Here is a 20,990-nt window from a genome sequence, read left to right on the forward strand (position 1 = left end):
AGAGACTCTACAACCCACGGTGCTTGGCCGTTGGCTAGACTAAAGGCGGCCATCCATGGCCGCACTCTTCACAAGAGCCCTCCGACCGCATCTCTTACAGCCGAATTGCCTCCATGACCTTTGTCGTCATCGACAACTGCATCAAGTGCAAGTACACCGATTGCGTCGAGGTCTGCCCGGTCGACGCGTTCCATGAGGGTCCGAACTTCCTGGCGATCGATCCGGACGAGTGCATCGACTGCACGCTGTGCGAACCGGAGTGCCCGATCAACGCGATCTATCCGGAAGACGACGTGCCGGCCGGCCAGGAGGAGTTTGTGGCGCTGAACGCCGAGCTGGCCAAGAGCTGGCCGGTGATCACCGAGCGCAAGGACGCCCTGCCCGATGCCAAGGAGTGGGAAGGCAAGCCGGACAAGCTCGGGCTGCTGCAGCGCTGAGCCCGCCCCGCAAGCAAAAACGCCGCCCTCCGGGGCGGCGTTTTTCGTCGTGCCGAGTGCGGGGATCAGCCGCCCAGGCGCGACTTCAACGTATCGATCACCTTGGCTACCGCCGCGGCGTTGCCTTCGGCGCGCACTTCGCTGGCCTTCTCGCCGCTGCTGCCGACATTGACCACCACCTGGTGCGAACCGGCACCCGGCGCCGGGGCGGCACCGCCCTTGTCGCGACCGAACATGCGGCCGAAGAATCCCTTCTTCTTCTGCTGTGCCACTGCATCGGAAACGTTCAGCGTGTAGCTGTGCGCGGCATCGTCGTGACCGACCAGCTGCCCCAGGTTGCCCCCTTCCAGCGCCTGGCCGACCCGGCGATAGGCGTTGTCGACGTTGTCGGCCAGCACGAAGCCGTCGGAGATCTGGCCACCGGCCGAGCCCACGCGCGCCGTGGCACCGTTGGCGGTCGGCACGTTCGCACCCGGCGGCGGGATCGACAGCGCCTCGGTGGTCGACGGCCGGTCGAGGCCCGGCGGGATCTCCAGCGGCGATTCCTGCAGGGCGGTGTCCCAGGCCTTGTGCGAGCGGAACGCACCGCAGCCGGAAAGCAGCAGGCCGCTGAGGGCCAGGGCCGGCAGGGCCACGAGGAGCGAGCTTTTCTTCATGTAGTCAGATTCCGTGAGTAAGGCAGGCAACCGTCAACCGGCCGCAGTCGCCTAGGATGCCAGACTGGACAGCGCTTGGTGCAATCGGGCGCGTTCCGGGCCGTCGTTCAGTTCCACCAGCGGCAACCTCGGCAGGGCCAGCCCCAGCCCCAGCGCCGGCAGGCCCGCCTTCACCGCGATCGGGTTCGGAGCGCAGTTCAACGCCTGCAGCAGCGGCTCGAGCGCGCCATGGCAGCGTGCCGTCGCCGCCCGGTCGCCGGCGGCCGCCGCGTCGCACAGGGCGCGGAATGCCCGCGGCACCAGGTTCGCCACCACCGAGATGGTGCCGGCCGCCCCGGCCAGCATCGCCTCGCCAGCGCTGCCGTCGTCGCCGGACAGATAGACGAAATCCTCGCGCACAAGTTCCGCCAGCGCCGAAATCCGCTCGCGATCGGCGCGCGCCTCCTTGATTCCCGCGATCGCCGGATGGTCGCGCAGGCCGGCCACGGTTTCCGGCAGCAGGTCGCAGCCGGTGCGGGTCGGCACGTTGTAGAGCAGCACCGGCAGGCCACCGTGCTCGGCCACCTCGAGGAAATGCCGGCGCAGGCCTTCCTGGGTGGGGCGCACGTAGTACGGCGTCACCACCAGCGCCGCGTCGGCGCCCAGCGCCTGCGCGCGGCGGGTCAGCGCGACCGTCTTGGCGGTGCCCGCCTCGCCGGTGCCGGCGATCACCGGCACCCGTCCGGCCACATGCTCGAGCGCGAACGCCAGCAGCCGGTCGAACTCGTCATGCTCCAGCATGTGCGCTTCGCCGGTGGAGCCGGCCACCACCAGCGCCTGCGTGCCGCCGGCCAGCTGATGGTCGAGCAGCCGGCCGAACGCGGCCAGGTCGAGCGCGCCGTCGGCCGCGAACGGGGTGGCCAGCGCGCAGATGCTTCCGCGAATGTTCAAGACTCGATTCCGCTACAAGGCAAGACTCGCATGTTACTTGCCGCCTCGCGAGGCGGGCAAGTAAGCTCGACCGGTGTAGTCTCACGCTTCCGCATCGTGCGGACGACCGTCGCCCACAGGCCTGCCCTCTTGAAATCCTCCACCGTCCCACCGCGCTCGGGCAACGACAACCAGTTGCTGATCCAGGCGCTTACCACGGCAGGCAAGTCGCCACTGCTGGCGCTGGCCAAGCGGATCGCCGACGCCGGCTGCAACCTTTCCGAATCGCGCGTATCCACGATCGGCACCGAGACCTCGCTGATGCTGCTGGCCAGCGGCGCCTGGGACGCGCTGGCCAAGCTGGAAACCGCGCTGACCAAGCTGGCCCGGGACGAGAGCCTGCGGCTGGTGCATTACCGCACCAGTCCGCGCGCGAACAGTTCGCACCTGCTGCCCTACCTGGTGGAAGTGGTGGCCGCCGACCGACCCGGCATCGTGGCGCGCATCGTGGAATTCTTCAGTCAGCACGGCATCAGCGTGGAACAGCTGAACTCGACCCGCTACCAGGCGATGCAGACCGGGGCGGACATGTTCCAGGCCCAGTTCACCATCGGCATTCCGGCGGAAATCCACATCGCCGCGCTGCGCGACGACTTCCTGGAACTGTGCGACGGGCTGAACCTCGACGCGATCATGGACCCGGTCAAGTTCTGAGCGCAGCAGTCTTTCGAGCATCGCGCGATCGCGCGTTCCTGACAAGGACTGTCCTGCGCCGCCTCGCCCGCGCTAGTCTGTAGCCGAGTACCGCCAGAGGGACGTTGCATTGCAACCAGCGCGTCGATTCACGCCGATCGCCACGGGCGCATCAAGGCGCTTCGCCGGCCTCGCCGTCGCTTCTCCGGCCCGGGACGCCCCGCTCAGCTCCCTTTCCATCTTCCATCGCGGCACGGCATCGCCGTGCAGGACTCTCCATGCCTGATATCGGCAAGAAACTGCCCCCGCTGACGGGCGCCACCGGCGACGGCGGCGAACTCGGGCTCGCCAGCCTCAAGGGCCAGTGGATCGTGGTGTATTTCTACCCGAAGGACAGCACCCCCGGTTGCACCAGCGAGGCGAAGGATTTCCGCGATCTCTACCCCGCCTTCCGCAAGCGCCACGCGCAGATCGTCGGCGTGTCGCGCGATTCGCGGAAATCGCACGCCAACTTCGCCGCGAAGCAGGAACTGCCGTTCCCGCTGGTATCCGATCCCGACGAGACCTGGTGCCGCGCGTTCGACGTGATCCACGAGAAGGTGCTGTACGGCAAGCGCCACATGGGCATCGTGCGCAGCACCTTCCTGATCGACCCCGACGGCAAGCTGGCGCGCGAATGGCGCGGCGTGAAGGTGCCCGGACACGCCCAGGCCGTGCTCGACGCCATTCCCGCCCGTTGACCGTCACCCCATCCATGGCAACCGCCTGCAGGCTCCCTCCACCCACCAGCGAGGACACTTCCGCATGACCGGAAGCAAGCGCATCTACGCTCTCGACACCAACGTCCTGCTGCATGACCCGACCTCGCTGTTCCGCTTCGAGGAACACGACGTCTTTATCCCGATGACCGTACTGGAGGAGCTGGACGAAAAGAAGAAAGGTGCCTCGGAGGTCTCGCGCAACGGCCGCCAGGCCAGCCGCTTCCTCAACGAACTGATCGAGCGCGGCAAGCAGCACGACCTCGCCGACGGCCTGGAACTGAGCAACCCGCAGGGCGTCAAGCTCAAGCGCGGCACCTCGGTCGGCCGGCTGTATTTCCAGCACCGCACCAGCAGCAACGGCCATGCCAAGGCGGACAACCAGATCCTGGCGGCGGTGATCGAGCTGCGCGACCAGAACCCAGGCCGCGACGTCATCCTGGTCACCAAGGACATCAATCTCAGGATCAAGGCCAGCATCAACGGGCTGGTCGCCGAGGATTACGAGAACGACCGCGCGCTGGACGATTTCTCCCTGCTCTACACCGGTTCGACCGCCTTGCCGGAGGATTTCTGGGAGCTGCACCCGGAGGTGCGCTCGTGGACCGAGCGCGGCCGCACGTTCTACGAGGTGAAGCGGCGCGACGAGGAAACCTGGTACCCGAACGAATGCCTGTACCTGCCCGGCGAGAACGCGATCGAGCTGCGCGTGCTGCACCTCGACGAAGTCAGCGCCACGCTGGTGCTGCTGGACGACCACTCGCACGCCAACCACCACGTGTGGGGCATCGGCGCGCGCAACCGCGAGCAGAACTTCGCGCTCAACGCGCTGATGGATCCGGACATCGACTTCGTCACCCTGCTCGGCAACGCCGGCACCGGCAAGACCCTGCTCGCGCTGGCCGCCGGCCTGGCCCAGGTGATGGACCAGCAGCGCTACCGCGAGATCATCATGACCCGCGCCACCGTCTCCGTCGGCGAGGACATCGGCTTCCTGCCCGGCACCGAGGAAGAGAAGATGACGCCCTGGATGGGCGCCCTCACCGACAACCTCGAGGTGCTCGCCAACCCCGAGGACGGCGGCAGCTGGGGCCGCCAGGCCACCAACGACCTGCTCGCCTCGCGCATCAAGATCCGCTCGCTCAACTTCATGCGCGGGCGCACCTTCCTCAACCGCTACCTGATCATCGACGAGGCGCAGAACCTCACCCCGAAGCAGATGAAGACGCTGATCACCCGCGCCGGTCCCGGCACCAAGATCGTCTGCCTCGGCAACGTCGAGCAGATCGACACGCCCTACCTCACCGAGACCACTTCGGGCCTCACCTACGCGGTCGACCGCTTCAAGAACTGGGAGCATTCGGCGCACGTCACCCTGCGCCGCGGCGAACGTTCGCGACTGGCGGATTTCGCGGCGGAGGCGCTTTGACCGGAACGCGGAAAGGCGCCGAACCGGCGCCCGTGCCCTGCGCCCTCACCATCGCCGGCTCCGACTCCGGCGGTGGCGCGGGCATCCAGGCGGATCTGAAAACCTTCCATGCCCATGGCGTGCACGGGCTTTCCGTGATCACCGCGATCACTTCGCAGAACACCCGCGGCGTCGATGCCGTGCATGCGGTGCCGCGGGCTCACGTGCGCAGCCAGCTCGCCGCCGTATTCGACGATTTTCCGGTCGCCGCCGTGAAGACCGGCATGCTGGGCAGCGCTGCGGTCACCCGGCTGGTGGCGCACGAGATGGCCGCACGCAAGCCGGCGTGGCTGGTGGTCGACCCGGTAATGATCGCCACCAGCGGCGCCCGCCTGCTGGACGAGCAGGCCGTCGACATCCTGGCCGGCGAACTGATCCCGCTGGCCGACGTGCTCACCCCGAACCTGCCCGAGGCCGAGGCGCTGCTCGGCCGGCCGATCCGGACTCCGGCCGAGTGCGATGCCGCCGGCGCGGCCCTGCTCGGGCTCGGCGCCGCCGGCGTGCTGCTCAAGGGCGGCCATGCCGGCGGCGACGAGGTGGTGGACCGCTACTACGACGTGCGCGGCATGCTGGAACTGCGTCACCCGCGGCTGCCGCTGGAGGGCCACGGCACCGGCTGCACGCTGGCCGCGGCGATCGCTGCCGAACTCGCGCAGGGCCGTCCGCCGCGCTCGGCCGTGCGTCGTGCGGTAGCCTACGTGGATCGTGCCTTGCGGCGCAGCTACCAGCCCGGGGGCGGCGGCGTCCACGTGCTGCGGCACTGAACCCTCCGCCTGCTCCGCCACCCGAGCCACTCCCCGACGATGCTTTCCCGTCAGCTGAAAGACTTTGCCTACCGCCACCGGCTGCCGGCCAAGCGCACCATCGCCCTGCTGGCGCGCTCGCTACCGGCGCCGGCCCGCCGCCGGTTGCTCGCCCTGGCCGAACGCATCGCGTTCAGCGCCACCCCGCAATACCAGGGCGAAACGCTGCCGCCGATCTTCGACTACTGGTCGGGGCGCTTCCTGGCGCCTGATGCGCAGCGGCTCGGCATCGGTTCGCCGGAGGGCTTCTTCCTCGACCACGTGCGCCGCCGCGCGGCCGGCGAGCGCCGGCCCGTGCGCGTGCTCAGCGTGGGCACCGGCGCCTGCGGCATGGAGATCGAGCTGGCCGCCCGGCTGCAGGCCGACGGCATCGCGGCGCGGATCATCTGCCTCGACTTCAACCGCGCCCTGTTGCGCCGGGCCGAGGCCATGGCGCAGGAACGCGGCGTCGTCGCGGCGATGGCGTTCGAGGTGCGCGACTGCAACCTGCCGTTCGACCTGCCCGGGCAGGACGCGATCATCGTCAACCAGTGCTTCCACCACGTCACCGAGCTGGAGACGTTCTGCCGCTCGCTGCGCCGCTCGCTGGCGGCGCAGGGCGTGCTGCTCAGCTCCGACATCGTCGGACGCAACGGCCACCAGCTGTGGCCGGACGTGGAACGCGTGGTGCAGGAAGCGTGGGCGACGCTGCCGCCCGGCCGGCGCCACGACCGCCATTTCAACACGGCATCGGAGCGTTACCGCCCGATCAACCACGCCGCCTATTCGAACGAGGGCGTGCGTGCGCAGGACATCGTGGGCTGCCTGCTGGTGGAGTTCGATTTCGAGCTGTTCTTCAGTTTCGGCGGCGCCATCATGCCGTTCGTCGAGCGGCGGATCGGCTTCAACTTCGACCCGCAGCAGGCCGGCGACCGCGCCTGGATCGACCGCGTGCAGGCGCTGGATTCGGCTGCCCTCGCCACCGGCCGCTACCCCGCCGCCAACATGATCGCCGCGCTGCGCCACAAGGGCACGGTGACCCTGCCCGTGTTCGAACCGGTCAGCCCGCAGCGGCACGTCGAGCTGACCCGGCAACAGCAGGTGAAGGCAGGGGCTGCGGCGCGATAGCGGCGGCGGCCAAGCGAGTAGAATGCCTGACCGACAGTCATTCCACGGTTGCCCGCACCGATCATGATCCTCACCCCGCGCCTCGTCCTGCTGGCCCTGTTCGCCTTCTTCGCGCTGTGCGTGCTGCTGGTGCACCTGCGCGGCCGCGTGCGGCTGCGCTTCGACCGCCAGCTGGTCGACCACTCGGCGGTGTTCGCGCCGTACAACCTGCTGATGTACGCGTTCTCGGCGGTACCGGCCCGGCCCATCCTCGACCGCCGCGGCTTCCCGCAGTTGGACCTGCTGCAGGCGAACTGGCAGGCGATCCGCGACGAGGCGACGCACCTGTTCGACGAGGGCTACATCCGCGCCGCCGCAAAGAACAACGACGCCAGCTTCAACAGCTTCTTCAAGCAGGGCTGGAAGCGCTTCTACCTGAAGTGGTACGGCGAGCCGCTGGCCTCGGCGGAGGCGCTGTGCCCGCAGACGGTAGCCCTGCTGAATTCGATTCCCAGCGTGAAGGCGGCGATGTTCGCGCTGCTGCCGCCGGGCAGCAAGCTCAACCCGCACCGCGACCCGTTCGCCGGTTCGCTGCGCTACCACCTGGGCCTGATCACGCCGAACTCGCGGGGCTGCCGCATCTTCGTCGACGGCGAGGAGCACGCATGGGGCGACGGCAAGGACGTGGTGTTCGACGAGACCTACGTGCACTGGGCCGAGAACACCACCGAGCAGACCCGGGTGATCCTGTTCGCCGACGTGGAGCGCCCGCTGCGCACGCGCTGGATGAGCGCGATCAACCACCGGGTCGGCGCGTTCATGGGTCGCATCACCGCCTCGCCGAACACCGAAGGCGAAACGGAGAAGACCGGCTTCATCAACCGCCTGTTCGCGCTCAGCCAGCGCCGCAAGGGCGCCGCGCATGCGTGGAAGGCCGTGTTCAAGAGCCGGCACAAGAAGCTGTACAAGGCCGGCAAGTACGCCGGCATCCTGCTGCTGATCTGGCTGGTCTTCCTGGCGCCCTGGCCGATCTTCCGCTGAGCGGTCACGTTTCGCGGCAGCAACGTGTCCTGGCTGGGCCATCCCCCCGGAGCGTTCCATGGACCCGCAAACCGCCCTGTTCCAGCAACACCGCCAGCGCCTGTTCGGTCTGGCCTACCGCATGCTCGGCACGCCCGGCGACGCCGAGGACGTGCTGCACGATGCCTGGCTGCGCTGGCACGCACAGGACACCGACGCGCTGGACGATCCGGAGGCGTGGCTGGTCACGGTGACCACGCGCATCGCCCTGGACCGCCTGCGCCGCGCCAGGACCGAACGCGCGCACTACCCCGGTCCATGGCTGCCGGAGCCGCTGGCCGTGGACGCGGACCAACCCGGGACGCAACTGGAACGCGCCGAAAGCCTTACCCTCTCCTTCCTGCTGTTGCTGGAGCGGCTGAGTGCGGAGGAACGCGCCGCCTTCCTGCTGTACGAGGTATTCGACTACAGCCACGCCGAGGCCGCCGCGATCCTGGGCATTGCCGAGAATGCTTGCCGCCAGCGCGTGCACCGGGCCAAGGCGCGCCTGCGCGAAGGACGCCCGCGCTTCAGCGTGGATGCCATGGCACAGCGGCGCATGCTCGAGCGCTTCGTGGCCGCCATGGCGCAGCCCAGCATGGAGGCGCTGCGCGCGCTGTTCGCCGAGGATGCGATCCAGATCAGCGACGGCGGCGGCGTGGTCCGCGCCACCCTGCGGCCGCTGTACGGCGCGGAACGGCTGGCTCGCCTGTACCTGCAGATCGCCAACAATATCCACCTCTATGAACCGCGCTACGAATTGGTCACCCTCAACGGCGCACCGGCGTTGTTGATGTGGGCCGGCGGCACGCTGAGCTCGGTCATCTGGGTCGAATGCGATGGCGATCGCATCACGGCGATGCACGGGTTGCGCCACCCCGGCAAGCTGGCGCGCCTGCTGGCCGTCACGAAATCGGCGGGACCGGCGTCCTTGCATTGAACGGCCACTTCCGGCCGTCTTCGCAAAGGAGCCCCTATGTCCCGTTTTGCCTTTGAACGCCACTATCAGACCATGCAGCCGCTGGTCGCCCTCGGCAAGAACATCCGCGCCGCCAACCGGCTGGAACCGGCCCTGATCGAACTGGTGCTGATGCGCGTCTCGCAGATCAACGGCTGTGCCTACTGCATGGACATGCACAGCAAGGACGCCCGCGCCGCCGGCGAGACCGAGCAGCGCCTGTTCGTGCTGCCGGCCTGGCGCGAAACCGCCCTGTACAGCGAGCGCGAGCGCATCGCCCTGGCCTGGGCCGAGGAACTGACCGAGCTGACCTCGCACGAGGCGGTCTCCGACGCGCTTTACGCGCAGGCCCGTCAGCACTTCGACGAAGATGCACTGGTCGACCTGACCTTGCTGACCGGCGTGATCAACAGCTTCAACCGGCTCAACATCGCCGCGCGCACCATCGGCGGCAGCTACAAGGTCGGCCAGCACGGCTGACTGCTGCCGTACCGACCAGCCGCCTCTATCACCATTCCACCGGGCCGATGCGCCCGCTTCGCCCGCCTGCACCGCCGGCTGGACCGGCTTCGGCAGCTTCGAGGATTCCACCGGCATCTCGCCGGTGGATCTCGCTGATCCGCCAAGCCACGGAGCGTAGTGAGGCGGCATCGGCGGGCACGGCCGCTCCACAGGGACCGCGGCGACGGCGCAGCAGAAACACGAAAGCCGCGGGGCAACGCCACCGCGGCTCTGGCGCAACCCCGGGATGAGGTATCAGGCGCTGACGCGCTTGACGATGGCGTCGGCAAAACTCGCGGTGCTGCCCTTGCCGCCGAGGTCCGGCGTCACGCTGTCGCGGTCGTTGGTCATGGTGTCGCGGATCGCCTGGCGCAACCGGTCACCCTTGGCCACCATGTCCAGGTGGTCGAGCATATCGGCCGCGGCCAGCAGCAACGCGCACGGGTTGGCGATGCCCTTGCCGGCGATGTCCGGCGCCGAGCCGTGCACCGCCTCGAAGATCGCCGCGCCCTCGCCGATGTTGTCGCCCGGCGCCAGGCCGAGGCCGCCGACCAGGCCGGCGCACAGGTCCGACAGGATGTCGCCGAACAGGTTGGTGGTGACGATCACGTCGAACTGGTACGGATTCATCACCAGCTGCATGCAGGTGTTGTCCACGATCATCTCGTTGAACTCGATCTGCGGGTATTCCCTGGCGATCTCGCGCGCCACGTTGAGGAACAGGCCCGAGCTGGTCTTCAGGATGTTCGCCTTGTGCACCGCGGTGACCTTCTTGCGGCCCTTCTTCACCGCCAGCTCGAACGCATAGCGCACGATGCGGCTGCTGCCCTTGCGCGTGTTGCGCGCGACCGACTCGGCGACCTCGCCGTCGGCGGACAGGGTCTGCCCCTCGGAGCGGTAGGCGCCCTCGGTGTTCTCGCGCACGGTGATGATGTCGATGTTCTCGTAGCGCGACTTGGTGCCGGGGAAACTCACCGCCGGGCGCACGTTCGCGTACAGGTCGAAGTGGCGGCGCAAGGTCACGTTGACCGAGGTGAAGCCGCCGCCGATCGGCGTGGTCAGCGGGCCCTTCAGCGCGACCTTGTGCTCGGCGATCTTGTCCAGCGTGGCCTTGGGCAGCAGGTCGCCGTGCTTGTCCAGCGCGACCATGCCGGCATCGACGAAATCGTAGGTGAGGCCGCAGTCCAGCGCGTCGAGCACGCGCAGCGTGGCAGTCATGATCTCCGGGCCGATGCCATCGCCGGGGATCACGGCAATCGTCTTGCTCATGGGGGGAACTCCTTGGAACGGAATGCTGCGGGCAGCGCGTGCGCATGGGGATGCGCACGCGCCGAAACCGGACGATTATCGCCGATCGGCCCCGGTGCGAACAGGGCGCGCATGCCGCAAGGCGTTGAAAATACTCGCACGCAGCATTGCAAAAAAACGCAGGCCGTCGCGCCGGGCGCTGGCGCGACGACTATGCGGGAGCGTGGTCGGCGCAGGCCGCCGCATCGCCCGCGGCGCCCGCCTCCAGTTGGTCGAGCAGGTCCACCGCGCGGCGCAGGTGCGGGATCACGATCGAGCCGCCCACCACCAGCCCCACGCTGAACACCTCGAAAAATTCGTCGCGCTGCACGCCGGCGTCCTTGCACTGGGCCACGTGGTAGCTGATGCAGTCGTCGCAGCGCAGCACCAGCGAGGCGACCAGGCCCAGCATCTCCTTGGTCTTCACGTCCAGCGCGCCGGCCTTGTAGGTCTGCGTGTCCAGCGCGAAGAAGCGCCGCACGACCTGGTTGTCCTCGGCCAGGATGCGCTCGTTCATGCGCTGGCGGAACGCGGTGAATTCGGCGAGACGGTCGCTCATGCGGCCTGCCCCAGCAGTTCGCCCAGCTTGCCGCTGCGGTCGGCCGCCACCAGGTCGTCGTAGCCGCCCACGTGCCGGTCGTTGATGAAGATCTGCGGCACCGTGCGGCGGCCGCCGCTGCGTGCCAGCATCGCGTCGCGCTGCGCCGGGTCGGTATCCACGCGCACTTCGGTCCACTCCAGCCCCTTGGACTTGAGCAGGTTCTTGGCCGCCACGCAGTACGGGCATACCGCGGTGGAATAGACCTCGATCTTGGACATCACGACACTCCGCTGAATGGGAAAAGACCACCAGGATATGGGGCCGCGCCGCTGCCGGCTCAAGCAGCCGGACCCTGGCTGAACCGATACGGCGAACCGCGGTCACAGTGCTATTGTCGCCCAACCTATGACCATGGCACCACGACGCCCCATCCCGCGCCTGTTGACGGCGCTGATCACCGCCGCGCTGGCCTGCGCCGCCGGCGCCCAGGACAACGTGCGCCTGCCCGACCTGGGCAGCTCGGCCAATGCGCTGATCTCGCCGCAGGAGGCGCAGGACTACGGCGCCTCGATGCTGCGCCAGATGCGTGCCCTGGACATGGTGGTGGACGACCCGCTGCTGGACGACTACATCAACGACCTCGGCTACCGGCTGGCCGCCAGCAGCGACAAGCCGAAGGAGCACTTCACGTTCTTCGTCGTCAAGGACCAGGAGATCAACGCGTTCGCCGCGCCCGGCGGCTACATCGCGGTGAACGCCGGGCTGATGACGATCACCCGCGACGAGAGCGAGCTGGCCGGCGTGATCGCCCACGAGATCGGCCACATCACCCAGAACCACCTGCAGCGCGCGTTCGAGGATTCCAAGAAGGACGCCCCGCTGATGGCGCTGGTGCTGCTGGGCGCGATCGCCGCCGGCGCCGGCGGCCATGGTGGCGACGCGCCGATGGCGGTGCTGGCCGGCGGCCAGGGGCTGATCGCGCAGAAGTCGATCAACTTCACCCGCAAGGACGAGATCGAAGCCGACCGCGTCGGCATCCAGACGCTGGCCAGGGCCGGCTTCGACCCGAACGCCATGGCCGGCTTCTTCCAGCGCATGCAGGACGTGATGAGCGCCGGCGCCGGCGGCGAGGACGTGCCGGCCCTGCTGCAGACGCACCCGGTGACGACGATGCGCATCAGCGACGCCAAGGCGCGCGCCGGCGCGCTGGTCGCGGCGCAGAAGCTGCGTCCGCCCGGCACCGTCATGGACAAGCTGCAGTGGGAGAAAAGCACCGCGCCGATCGCGTTCGTGAAGGATCCCGCCACCCTGCTGCGGCCGTCGGTGCGCGGCGGCCTCGACACCTACGCCCTGATGCGCGAGCGCGTGCGCGTTCTGGCCGGCGACGCGACCAAGCTGGCCACCTACTACGGCGCCAGCCTGCAGTCCCGCCCCGACTTCGACACGCCGGCGAACCGCTACGGCTACGCCCTGGCACTCACCCGCGGCGGACGCGGCGGCGCCGCGACCGAGCAATTGCAGCCGCTGCTGCAATCCCACCCGGACAACCTGATCCTGAAGCTGGCGCTGGCCGATGCCCGCCTGCAAGCCGGGCAGCACGCCGCGGCGCTGGCGATGTATACCGAGCTCAATACCCAGTCGCCGCGCAACCGCGCCGTCGCGCTCGCCTACGCCAAGGCGCTTACCGCCGGCGGCGACAAGGCGCAGGCCAGCCTCGCCGCGAACCTGCTGCGTCCGCTGCTGGACGATGCCAGCGAGCCCGAGGTCTACAGCGCCTATGCCCGCGCCAGCGACAAGGCCGGCGACAGCGTGCGCGCGGGCGAGGCGTTCGCCGATGCCAGCTACTACTCCGGCCGCCCGTTCGACGCGATGGAACAGCTCAAGCGGCTGCTCAAGCGCGACGACCTGGACTACTACGCGCGGGCGCGCATCCAGGCGCGCATCAGCGAGCTGACCCCGCTGGTGCTGGAGCTGCACAAGCGCAAGATCAAGACCGAAGACAACCCGGACGGGCGGCAGCAGCAGTTGCGGCCCGACGGCGGCTGCGACAGCCGGCTGTGCTTCAGCCTCGGCGCCTACCCGGACGGCGCCGCGCGGCCGCCGGGGTGACCCGGATCCCTTCACGCCGGACCCATGTCATCGACGCGTAACATTCATCCATTGCAATATCATGGTCACAAGACATATGCGGACCCCGGCGTGCACAAACGCATCCTGATCGTCGAAGACGAGACCTCGATCCGCGAAATGATCGCCTTTGCCCTGCGCAAGGCCGGCATGGACGCGATGCAGGCGGCCGACGCGCGCGCCGCCCAGATGGCGATCGCCGAACAGGTGCCCGACCTGATCCTGCTCGACTGGATGCTGCCCGGCACCAGCGGCCTGGAACTGGCCCGGCGCCTGCGCAAGGAGGAGCTGAGCCGCGAGGTTCCGATCATCATGCTCACCGCGCGCGGCGAGGAGATGGATCGCGTCAACGGCCTGGAGGCCGGTGTCGACGATTACGTGGTCAAGCCGTTCTCGACCCGCGAACTGGTCGCACGGATCAAGGCCGTGCTGCGGCGCAGCCAGGGCGACGACGGCTCCGGCGTGGTCGAACTCGGCGGCCTGCGCATCGACGGCCCGGCGCACCGGGTCTTCGCCGGCGACGAGCCGGTGCCGATCGGCCCCACCGAATACCGCCTGCTGTACTTCTTCATGACCCATCCCGAGCGCGTCTACTCGCGCACGCAGCTGCTCGACCACGTCTGGGGCGGCAGCGTGTACGTGGAGGAACGCACCGTCGACGTGCACATCCGCCGCCTGCGCAAGACGCTGGAGCCGTGGAAGCTGGACGAACTGGTGCAGACCGTGCGCGGCACCGGCTACCGTTTCTCGACCAGCATCTGAGCCGGCGCGGGCCAGCTTGCGGCGGCGGCGGCTTTTGCCGATGCTGGGCCTCCGCCGCCCCGAGTCCTTGCGCCGCATGAGCCCGTCCGCCACGCCTGCCGCCTGGAAACTGCCCGCTGCGCTCGCCGCCGGCCTGGGCGGCGGTGCGCTGCTGGGCTGGCTGGCCGGGGGTCACCTGGCGGCCGGAATCGCCCTGGTCGCCGTCGCCGAAGTCGTCTTGCTGCTGACGCGGATCCGTCATCAAGATCAGACCATGATGGACGCATCCGCGACCGCCACATCCCTCCAGCATGACCGTTTCATGACGCGATCCCGCCGCCTCGCCTCGAATCTGCGCGATCTGCGCAACGCCGTCAGCAAATTGCCCGATGCGGTGGTGCTGCTCGACGAACAGCAGCAGGTCCGCTGGTTCAACCACGCCGCCGAGAACCTGCTCGGGCTGCGCCGCCCGCAGGACCGCGGGGTATCGCTCCCCCAGCGGCTGGCCGGCTCGGAGCTCGCCGACTGGCTGCGCGACGGCGCGCGCGCGCCACTCAACGACGCCAGCGCGCCAGGACAGGCGGACAGCCAGATCAACCTCAGCCTGCTGCCGCTCGGCGACCACGAGCAATTGTTGCTGGCGCACGACGTCAGCCACCTGAACCGGCTCGAACAGACCCGCCGCGATTTCGTCTCCAATGTCTCGCACGAATTGCGCACGCCGCTGACGGTGATCCACGGCTATCTGGAACTGCTCGACCCGGAAGACGTGCCCGAACTGGCGCCGGTGCTGGGCGAGATGCGCGCGCAGTCGAAGCGGATGGGCCAGATCGTCGAGGACCTGCTGACCCTGTCGCGGCTGGAGACGCAGCACGAGGTCGTCGACGAGCGGGTGCCGATGGAGGCGCTGCTGGCGACCGTGCGCAAGGAGGCCGAGGCGCTCAGCCAGGGCCGCCACCGCATCGTGCTGGAATCCACCGCCGGGGTCGACCTGCTCGGCTCGCCGAAGGACTTGCACAGCGCGCTGTCGAACCTGGCCAGCAACGCGGTGCGCTACACCCCGGCCGGCGGCAGCATCACCATCCACTGGCAGCGCGAACCGACCGGCGCGGCGTACTCGGTCAGCGACACCGGCTTCGGCATCCCGGCCTCGCACCTGGCCCGGCTCACCGAGCGCTTCTACCGGGTCTCCTCCAGCCGCTCGCGCGAGACCGGCGGCACCGGGCTGGGCCTGTCGATCGTGAAGCACGTGCTGAACCTGCACCAGGCCCAGCTGCGGATCCAGAGCGCGCCGGGAGTGGGCTCCACCTTCTCCTGCCACTTCGGCATGGCGCGGCTGCTGCCCCCCGGCGGCAACGACGAAACCTGAAGGCCTGCCGCGGCCGCGCATGCATTTGGCCCTCGCCATGCGCCAGAATGAGGCATGCACCCGCCCGCCCCCGTCCTGCCCGACGCCACTGACCTGACCGCGCCCGGGCTGTACCTCAGCCGCGAACTGGCGGCGCTGGAGTTCAATTTCCGCGTGCTGGCCATGGCCCGCGACGATACCGTGCCGCTGCTGGAGCGGTTGCGCTACCTGAGCATCGTGGCGAACAACCTCGACGAGTTCTTCGAGGTGCGGGTGGCGACGCTCAAGCGCCACCACGCCTACGGCTCGGCCGCGCCGGGACCGGACGGCCTGCCATCGGGCGAGCTGCTGGCGCGCATCCGCAGCCGTGCGCTGGACCTGGTCAGCGAACAGTACGCGGCGTGGCAGGAACAGCTCGCCCCGCAGTTGGACGCCGAGCAGATCCACATTCTCACCCGCAAGCAATGGAGCCCCCGCCAGCGCCGCTGGCTGCACGGCTACTTCGAGCACGAGGTGCTGCCGGTGCTGTCGCCGCTGGGGCTGGACCCGGCGCATCCGTTCCCGCGCATCCTCAACAAGACGCTGAACATCGCCGTGGTGCTGAAAGGCCGCGACGCGTTCGGCCACGAGGGCCACATGGCGCTGGTGCGGGCGCCGCGCTCGCTGCCGCGGATCATCCGCGTGCCGGCCGAGGTCAGCGGGCCCGGCGACCATTTCGTGTTCCTCGCCGAGCTGCTGCAGGCGTTCGCCGACCTGATGTTCCCCGGGCTCAAGGTGGTCGGCGCGTACCAGTTCCGGGTCACTCGCAACAGCGAGCTGATCGTCGAGGAGGCGGAGGTGGAGAACCTCGCCCTCGCGCTCAGCGAAGAGCTGGTCGGCCGCGGTTACGCGCGGCCGGTGCGCCTGGAGATCGCCAACGATTGCCCGAAGGCGATCACCGCGATGCTGATCGAGAACTTCCAGTTGGAAGAGACCGACGTGTACCGCTGCGACGGCCCGGTCAACATCATCCGCGCCGGGCTGATCTACGACTGGCTGGATCGGCCGGAACTGAAGTTCCCCCGCTTCAACCCGCAATTGCCGGCCGTGCTCGAGAGCAGCCGCAACAAGTTCGAGCTGATCGGCCAGCACGACGTGCTGCTGCACCACCCGTACCAGAGCTTCGCCGCGGTGATCGACCTGCTGCGCCAGGCCGCCGCCGACCCGCAGGTACTGGCGATCAAGCAGACCCTGTACCGCGCCGGCGAGGACACTCCGCTGGTCGACCTGCTGGTGGAGGCCGCGCGCAACGGCAAGGACGTCACCGTGGTGATCGAGCTGCGCGCGCGCTTCGACGAGGAGGCCAACATCCGCCTCGCCACGCGGCTGCAGGAGGCCGGCGTGCAGGTGGTCTACGGCGTGGTCGGCTACAAGACCCACGCCAAGATGATGCTGATCGTGCGCCGCGAAGGCGAGACGCTGCGCCGCTACGTGCACCTCTCCACCGGCAACTACCACCAGGCCAACAGCCGGATGTACACCGACATCGGCCTGATGACGGCGAACCCCGAGATCGGCGAGGACCTGCACAAGGTCTTCCAGCAGCTGTCCGGCCTGGGCCCGATCATCGAGCTGAAGCGGCTGCTGCACTCGCCGTTCACGCTGTACCCCAGCGTGCTGGCGAAGATCGAGCGCGAGACCGCGCACGCGCAGGCCGGCCGCCCCGCCCGCATCGTGGCCAAGCTCAACGCGCTGAACGAGGCGCGCGTGATCGAGGCGCTGTACCGCGCCTCGCAGGCCGGCGTGGAGATCGACCTGATCGTGCGCGGCGCGTGCACCCTGCGTCCCGGCCTGCCGGGCATCTCCGAGCGCATCCGCGTGCGCTCGATCGTGGGGCGCTTCCTCGAGCACAGCCGGGTGTACTGGTTCGGCAACGACGGCGAGGCGGAAATCTACTGCGCCAGCGCGGACTGGATGGAGCGCAACCTGCGGCGGCGGATCGAGGTGGCGTTTCCGATCCTCGATGCCGAACTGGCCGCGCGGGTGTTCGAGGAAACCCTGGCCAACAGCCTGGCCGACAACACCCAGGCCTGGCTGCTCGGCGCCGACGGCCGCTACACCCGCGCCGAACCCGGCGGCGACCCGCCCTACAGCGCGCAGCAGGGCCTGATCGAGCGCTATTGCAAATGAGCGAGCCCGCATGAAACACCGTTTCGCCCATGGCACGTGCCCGTGCGAGAATCCGCGCTTGGCCGACGCGGGAGCCCGGGCGTGAGTCCAGCCGAACAGACACCGATCCGCGACGGCGAACTGCTCGCCGCCGTGGACATGGGCTCGAACAGCTTCCACCTGGTGGTGGCCCGCATGGAACACGGCGAGCCGCGCGTGATCGACCGCCTGCGCGACACCGTGCGGATGGCTGCCGGCCTGCGCGCCGACGGCACCCTGGATGCCGAACGGCGCGCCCGCGCGCTGGCCTGCCTGGCCCGTTTCGGCCAGCGCATCGCCGGCCTGCCGTCGATGCGGGTGCGCGCAGTGGCGACCAACACGGTGCGCCGGCTGGCCTCGCCGCAGACCTTCCTGACCGCCGCCGAGGCGGCCCTCGGCCATCCGATCGAGGTGGTCTCTGGCCGCGAGGAAGGCCGCCTGATCTTCCTCGGCGCGGCGCACGACCTGCCCGCCACACGCGAACCGCGGCTGGTCATCGACGTCGGCGGCGGCAGCACCGAGTTCATCATCGGCCGCGGGCTGGCGCCGCTGCACACCGAGAGCGTGCAGGCCGGCTGCATCGCCTCGACCATGCGCTTCTTCCCCGGCGGCAAGATCAACCGCAAGCGCTGGCAACGCGCGCGCAGCGAGATCGGCGTGCTGCTGCAGCAGTTCGCCGAGGATTACCGCGAATCGGGCTGGCAGGATGCCTACGGCTCGTCCGGCACCGCCAAGTCGATCGGCGCGGTGGTGCAGGCGATGAAGTTCTCCGACGACGGGATCACCCCGGCCTCGCTCGCCGCGCTGCGCGACGTGCTGGTCGAGCACGGCCAGATCGGCACGCTCAAGCTGCCTGGGCTGGTCGAGGAGCGCGCGCCGGTGCTGGCCGGCGGCGTGGTGATCTTCGAGGCGGCATTCGCCGCGCTCGGCATCGAGCGGCTGCGCGTGTGCGAAAGCTCGATGCGCGAAGGCCTGCTGTGGGACCTGCTCGGCCGCGCCGGCGGCAGCGACCCGCGCACCGCCAGCATCGACGCCCTGGCCACCCGCTACGGCGTCGACCGCGCCCAGGCACGGCGGGTGGAGGCCACCGCACTGATGCTGTTCGACCAGGTCGCGCGTGCCTGGAAACTGGATGCCGACGCCCGCGAGTGGCTGTCGTGGGCCTCGCGCGTGCACGAGATCGGCCTGGCCATCGCGCACAGCCAGCACCACCACCACGGCGCCTACATCCTGCGTCACGCCGACCTGGCCGGCTTCTCCCGGCAGGAACAGCAGTTGCTGGCCGCGGTGGTCGAGATGCACCGGCGCAAGCCGGACAAGGTGGTGCTGGCCGCACTGCCGCAGCGCTACCGCCAGCTCGCCCGCTACACCACCGCGCTGCTGCGCCTGGCCGTGCTGTTCCGCCGTGCGCGCCGGGCCGAGTCGCTGCCGCAGATGAAGCTCGCCGCCACCAGCAAGTCGCTGCGCCTGACCCTGCCACTGTCCTGGTTCGAGCAGCATCCGCTGAGCGAAGCCGATCTGCAGCAGGAACAGTCGCCGATGACCGAACTGGGCGTGAAGCTGGACATCTCCAGCAACTGACCGCGGCGGCCCGGTCTCCGCCGCAGCCGCGTATCATGTCCGGACGCCCAGACCACCCCGATGCCCATGTCGAAATTCCTGCTCGCCACGCTGCTCCTGATCCTGCCGCCGACGCTGGCGGCGCAGACCGCCAAACCGGCGCCCGGCACCGGCGCCGCGCCACCGCCGCAGGTCGTGCTGAGCACCTCGCAGGGTGACATCACGCTGGAGCTGTACCCGGACAAGGCGCCGAAGAGCGTGGCCAACTTCCTGCAGTACGTCCGCGACGGCTTCTACGACGGCACCCTGTTGCACCGGGCCATCCCCGGTTACCTGGTGCAGGGCGGCCTGTACACCCGCGACCTGCAGCCCAAGCGCACCCGCTCGGCGGTGCCCAGCGAAGCGGACAACGGCCTGTCCAACCTGCGCGGCACGGTGGCGGTCGCCCGCGGCGCCGATCCGAACTCCGGCACCGCGCAATTCTTCTTCAACCTGGTCGACAACCGCCGGCTGGACTTTGCCGGCACGCAGAGTGGACTGACCTGGGGCTATACCGTGTTCGGCAAGGTGGCCAAGGGCATGGACGTGGTCGACAGGATCGCCGCCCTGCCCACGCGCGCGCTCGGCCCGTTCGCCGCCGACGTGCCGGACCCGCTGGTGCTGATCAAGAGCGCCCATGTCATCGGCGAGGAGTCTCCGGCGCCTGCCGCCAGCAACGCCGCCCCGGCAAAGCCCGCACCGGCCGCCGCCGCACCGGCCGCACCGAAGCCGCGCGGGAAAACCGCCAAGCCCGGCAAGGGTTGACCGGCGCGATGGCCACGCTGTTCATCGCCGACCTGCACCTGGACCCTGCCCGCCCGCAGATCACCGCGCTGTTCGAACGCTATCTCGCCGGCGCCGAAGTCCGCGGCGCCGGCGCGCTGTACATCCTCGGCGACCTGGTCGAGGCCTGGATCGGCGACGACGACGACGACGAGCTGCCCACGCGCATCGCCGCCGCCACCCGCGCCGTGCGCGACGCCGGCGTACCGGTGTACTTCATGGCGGGCAACCGCGACTTCCTGCTCGGCCCGGCATTCGCCGGACGCGCCGGCCTGACCCTGCTCGACGACGGCACCGTGCACGACATCCACGGCCGCCGCACCCTGCTGATGCACGGCGACGTGCTGTGCACCGACGACCTCGCCTACCAGGCCGTGCGCCGACAGGTGCGCACGCCCGAATGGCAGGCGCAGATCCTGGCCATGCCGCTGGAGGCCCGCCGTGCCTTCGCCGCCAAGGCGCGCGCGGACAGCAAGGCGCACACCGGCAGCACCATGGAAAGCATCATGGACGTCAACACCAATACGGTGGCCGGCGCCATGCGCGAGGCCGGCGTCACGCGCCTGATCCACGGTCACACGCACCGGCCGGCCGTGCACTCGTTCGATCTTGACGGCAAGACTGCCGAACGGATCGTGCTGGGCGACTGGTACGAACACGGATCGGTGCTGCAGGTGGACGCAAACGGCACGAATCTTCGCGGATTGGCGGTCGACTGACCTGGCCTGCGGCGCTCCGTTTTCATCCCGGGTAGAGTTGCCGACCGCACAGGCGGGGTGGTGCCGGAGCGGACAGCGGCACGGCGCTGAGCCTGAGAATGAAGCGCGGGACGCGCCGAGATTTCGTCCACACCTCATCTCTCCGCCAGATACGCAAAACGCCCCTCGCGGGGCGCGTCTATTGACGTCGCGTTGGCGTGTAGCCCGGGATGGTGAACCCCATCCATGGGGTTTACCCCTGCGCGCTGGCGCGCTCCGGGGCCAGCCTGCGGCTGTCCAAATTCGTTCCAGACGAATTTGTCGAACCCGGGAGGGTTCGTCCACACCTCC

General features: G+C 69.2%; 21 protein-coding genes. 16 read left to right on the forward strand and 5 right to left on the reverse strand.

Going from position 1 to position 20,990, the window contains the following annotated elements:
• Window positions 1–113 precede the first annotated feature (113 nt).
• Window positions 114–437: a ferredoxin FdxA gene (gene fdxA / locus AC3WRN_RS12285; protein WP_068096713.1), complete on the forward strand. Its 324-nt coding sequence runs from the start codon at window positions 114–116 to the stop codon at window positions 435–437.
• A 65-nt stretch (window positions 438–502) separates the two neighbouring features.
• Here the strand turns inward: fdxA and AC3WRN_RS12290 are convergent, their stop codons facing one another.
• Complete coding sequence (locus AC3WRN_RS12290) at window positions 503–1,093, reverse strand: hypothetical protein (protein WP_492623174.1); 591 nt, start codon at window positions 1,091–1,093, stop codon at window positions 503–505.
• Window positions 1,094–1,144: 51 nt separating this feature from the next.
• The gene (gene dapA / locus AC3WRN_RS12295; protein ID WP_492623175.1) at window positions 1,145–2,023 is read right to left on the reverse strand and encodes a 4-hydroxy-tetrahydrodipicolinate synthase; all 879 of its coding nucleotides are present in this window, start codon (window positions 2,021–2,023) and stop codon (window positions 1,145–1,147) included.
• Window positions 2,024–2,197: 174 nt separating this feature from the next.
• Here dapA and AC3WRN_RS12300 point away from each other — a divergent pair, with 174 nt between their 5' ends.
• From AC3WRN_RS12300 to AC3WRN_RS12335, 8 genes are all read left to right on the forward strand, one after another.
• Entirely contained in the window at window positions 2,198–2,716 is a 519-nt protein-coding gene (locus AC3WRN_RS12300; RefSeq protein ID WP_068096824.1) for a glycine cleavage system transcriptional repressor, read from the forward strand.
• Window positions 2,717–2,973: 257 nt separating this feature from the next.
• The gene (locus tag AC3WRN_RS12305; RefSeq protein ID WP_492623176.1) at window positions 2,974–3,435 is read left to right on the forward strand and encodes a peroxiredoxin; all 462 of its coding nucleotides are present in this window, start codon (window positions 2,974–2,976) and stop codon (window positions 3,433–3,435) included.
• 64 nt (window positions 3,436–3,499) lie between these two features.
• Window positions 3,500–4,882, forward strand: a complete 1,383-nt coding sequence (locus tag AC3WRN_RS12310; RefSeq protein ID WP_492623177.1) for a PhoH family protein — start codon at window positions 3,500–3,502, stop codon at window positions 4,880–4,882.
• 32 nt (window positions 4,883–4,914) lie between these two features.
• Window positions 4,915–5,685, forward strand: coding sequence for a bifunctional hydroxymethylpyrimidine kinase/phosphomethylpyrimidine kinase (gene thiD / locus AC3WRN_RS12315; protein ID WP_492623178.1), 771 nt, complete (start codon window positions 4,915–4,917; stop codon window positions 5,683–5,685).
• A gap of 39 nt (window positions 5,686–5,724) precedes the next feature.
• On the forward strand, window positions 5,725–6,831 hold the full coding sequence (locus AC3WRN_RS12320) for a class I SAM-dependent methyltransferase (protein WP_492623179.1): 1,107 nt from the start codon (window positions 5,725–5,727) through the stop codon (window positions 6,829–6,831).
• Window positions 6,832–6,894: 63 nt separating this feature from the next.
• Window positions 6,895–7,851 carry an aspartyl/asparaginyl beta-hydroxylase domain-containing protein gene (locus tag AC3WRN_RS12325; RefSeq protein WP_492623180.1) on the forward strand — a complete coding sequence of 319 codons (957 nt, stop codon included), beginning with the start codon at window positions 6,895–6,897 and terminating at the stop codon, window positions 7,849–7,851.
• 58 nt (window positions 7,852–7,909) lie between these two features.
• Entirely contained in the window at window positions 7,910–8,809 is a 900-nt protein-coding gene (gene sigJ / locus AC3WRN_RS12330; RefSeq protein WP_492623181.1) for an RNA polymerase sigma factor SigJ, read from the forward strand.
• 36 nt (window positions 8,810–8,845) lie between these two features.
• Window positions 8,846–9,307: a carboxymuconolactone decarboxylase family protein gene (locus AC3WRN_RS12335; RefSeq protein ID WP_068096732.1), complete on the forward strand. Its 462-nt coding sequence runs from the start codon at window positions 8,846–8,848 to the stop codon at window positions 9,305–9,307.
• Between the two features lie 276 nt (window positions 9,308–9,583).
• On the opposite strand, the gene AC3WRN_RS12340 is transcribed toward AC3WRN_RS12335, so the two are convergent.
• The 3 genes from AC3WRN_RS12340 to grxC all read right to left on the reverse strand — a co-directional run bounded on the left by AC3WRN_RS12340 (window position 9,584) and on the right by grxC (window position 11,434).
• Complete coding sequence (locus tag AC3WRN_RS12340) at window positions 9,584–10,597, reverse strand: isocitrate dehydrogenase (RefSeq protein WP_492623182.1); 1,014 nt, start codon at window positions 10,595–10,597, stop codon at window positions 9,584–9,586.
• 190 nt (window positions 10,598–10,787) lie between these two features.
• The gene (locus AC3WRN_RS12345) at window positions 10,788–11,174 is read right to left on the reverse strand and encodes a carboxymuconolactone decarboxylase family protein (RefSeq protein ID WP_068096736.1); all 387 of its coding nucleotides are present in this window, start codon (window positions 11,172–11,174) and stop codon (window positions 10,788–10,790) included.
• Window positions 11,171–11,434 carry a glutaredoxin 3 gene (gene grxC, locus AC3WRN_RS12350; protein WP_015448214.1) on the reverse strand — a complete coding sequence of 88 codons (264 nt, stop codon included), beginning with the start codon at window positions 11,432–11,434 and terminating at the stop codon, window positions 11,171–11,173. Before grxC ends, AC3WRN_RS12345 begins: the two co-directional genes overlap by 4 nt.
• Window positions 11,435–11,561: 127 nt before the next feature.
• Here grxC and AC3WRN_RS12355 point away from each other — a divergent pair, with 127 nt between their 5' ends.
• The 7 genes from AC3WRN_RS12355 to AC3WRN_RS12385 all read left to right on the forward strand — a co-directional run bounded on the left by AC3WRN_RS12355 (window position 11,562) and on the right by AC3WRN_RS12385 (window position 20,660).
• Complete coding sequence (locus AC3WRN_RS12355) at window positions 11,562–13,265, forward strand: M48 family metalloprotease (protein ID WP_492623183.1); 1,704 nt, start codon at window positions 11,562–11,564, stop codon at window positions 13,263–13,265.
• Window positions 13,266–13,355: 90 nt separating this feature from the next.
• Entirely contained in the window at window positions 13,356–14,045 is a 690-nt protein-coding gene (gene phoB, locus AC3WRN_RS12360) for a phosphate regulon transcriptional regulator PhoB (RefSeq protein WP_068096741.1), read from the forward strand.
• A gap of 76 nt (window positions 14,046–14,121) precedes the next feature.
• Window positions 14,122–15,393 carry a phosphate regulon sensor histidine kinase PhoR gene (phoR, locus tag AC3WRN_RS12365; protein ID WP_492623184.1) on the forward strand — a complete coding sequence of 424 codons (1,272 nt, stop codon included), beginning with the start codon at window positions 14,122–14,124 and terminating at the stop codon, window positions 15,391–15,393.
• Window positions 15,394–15,447: 54 nt separating this feature from the next.
• Window positions 15,448–17,541: a polyphosphate kinase 1 gene (ppk1, locus tag AC3WRN_RS12370; RefSeq protein WP_068096743.1), complete on the forward strand. Its 2,094-nt coding sequence runs from the start codon at window positions 15,448–15,450 to the stop codon at window positions 17,539–17,541.
• An 81-nt stretch (window positions 17,542–17,622) separates the two neighbouring features.
• The gene (locus AC3WRN_RS12375) at window positions 17,623–19,140 is read left to right on the forward strand and encodes a Ppx/GppA phosphatase family protein (protein WP_068096745.1); all 1,518 of its coding nucleotides are present in this window, start codon (window positions 17,623–17,625) and stop codon (window positions 19,138–19,140) included.
• A gap of 66 nt (window positions 19,141–19,206) precedes the next feature.
• Entirely contained in the window at window positions 19,207–19,923 is a 717-nt protein-coding gene (locus AC3WRN_RS12380) for a peptidylprolyl isomerase (RefSeq protein ID WP_492623185.1), read from the forward strand.
• An 8-nt stretch (window positions 19,924–19,931) separates the two neighbouring features.
• Window positions 19,932–20,660, forward strand: coding sequence for a UDP-2,3-diacylglucosamine diphosphatase (locus tag AC3WRN_RS12385; protein WP_492623186.1), 729 nt, complete (start codon window positions 19,932–19,934; stop codon window positions 20,658–20,660).
• The last annotated feature ends 330 nt before the right edge of the window (window positions 20,661–20,990 follow it).

This window comes from Rhodanobacter sp. FW101-FHT13A11 (assembly GCF_058790335.1).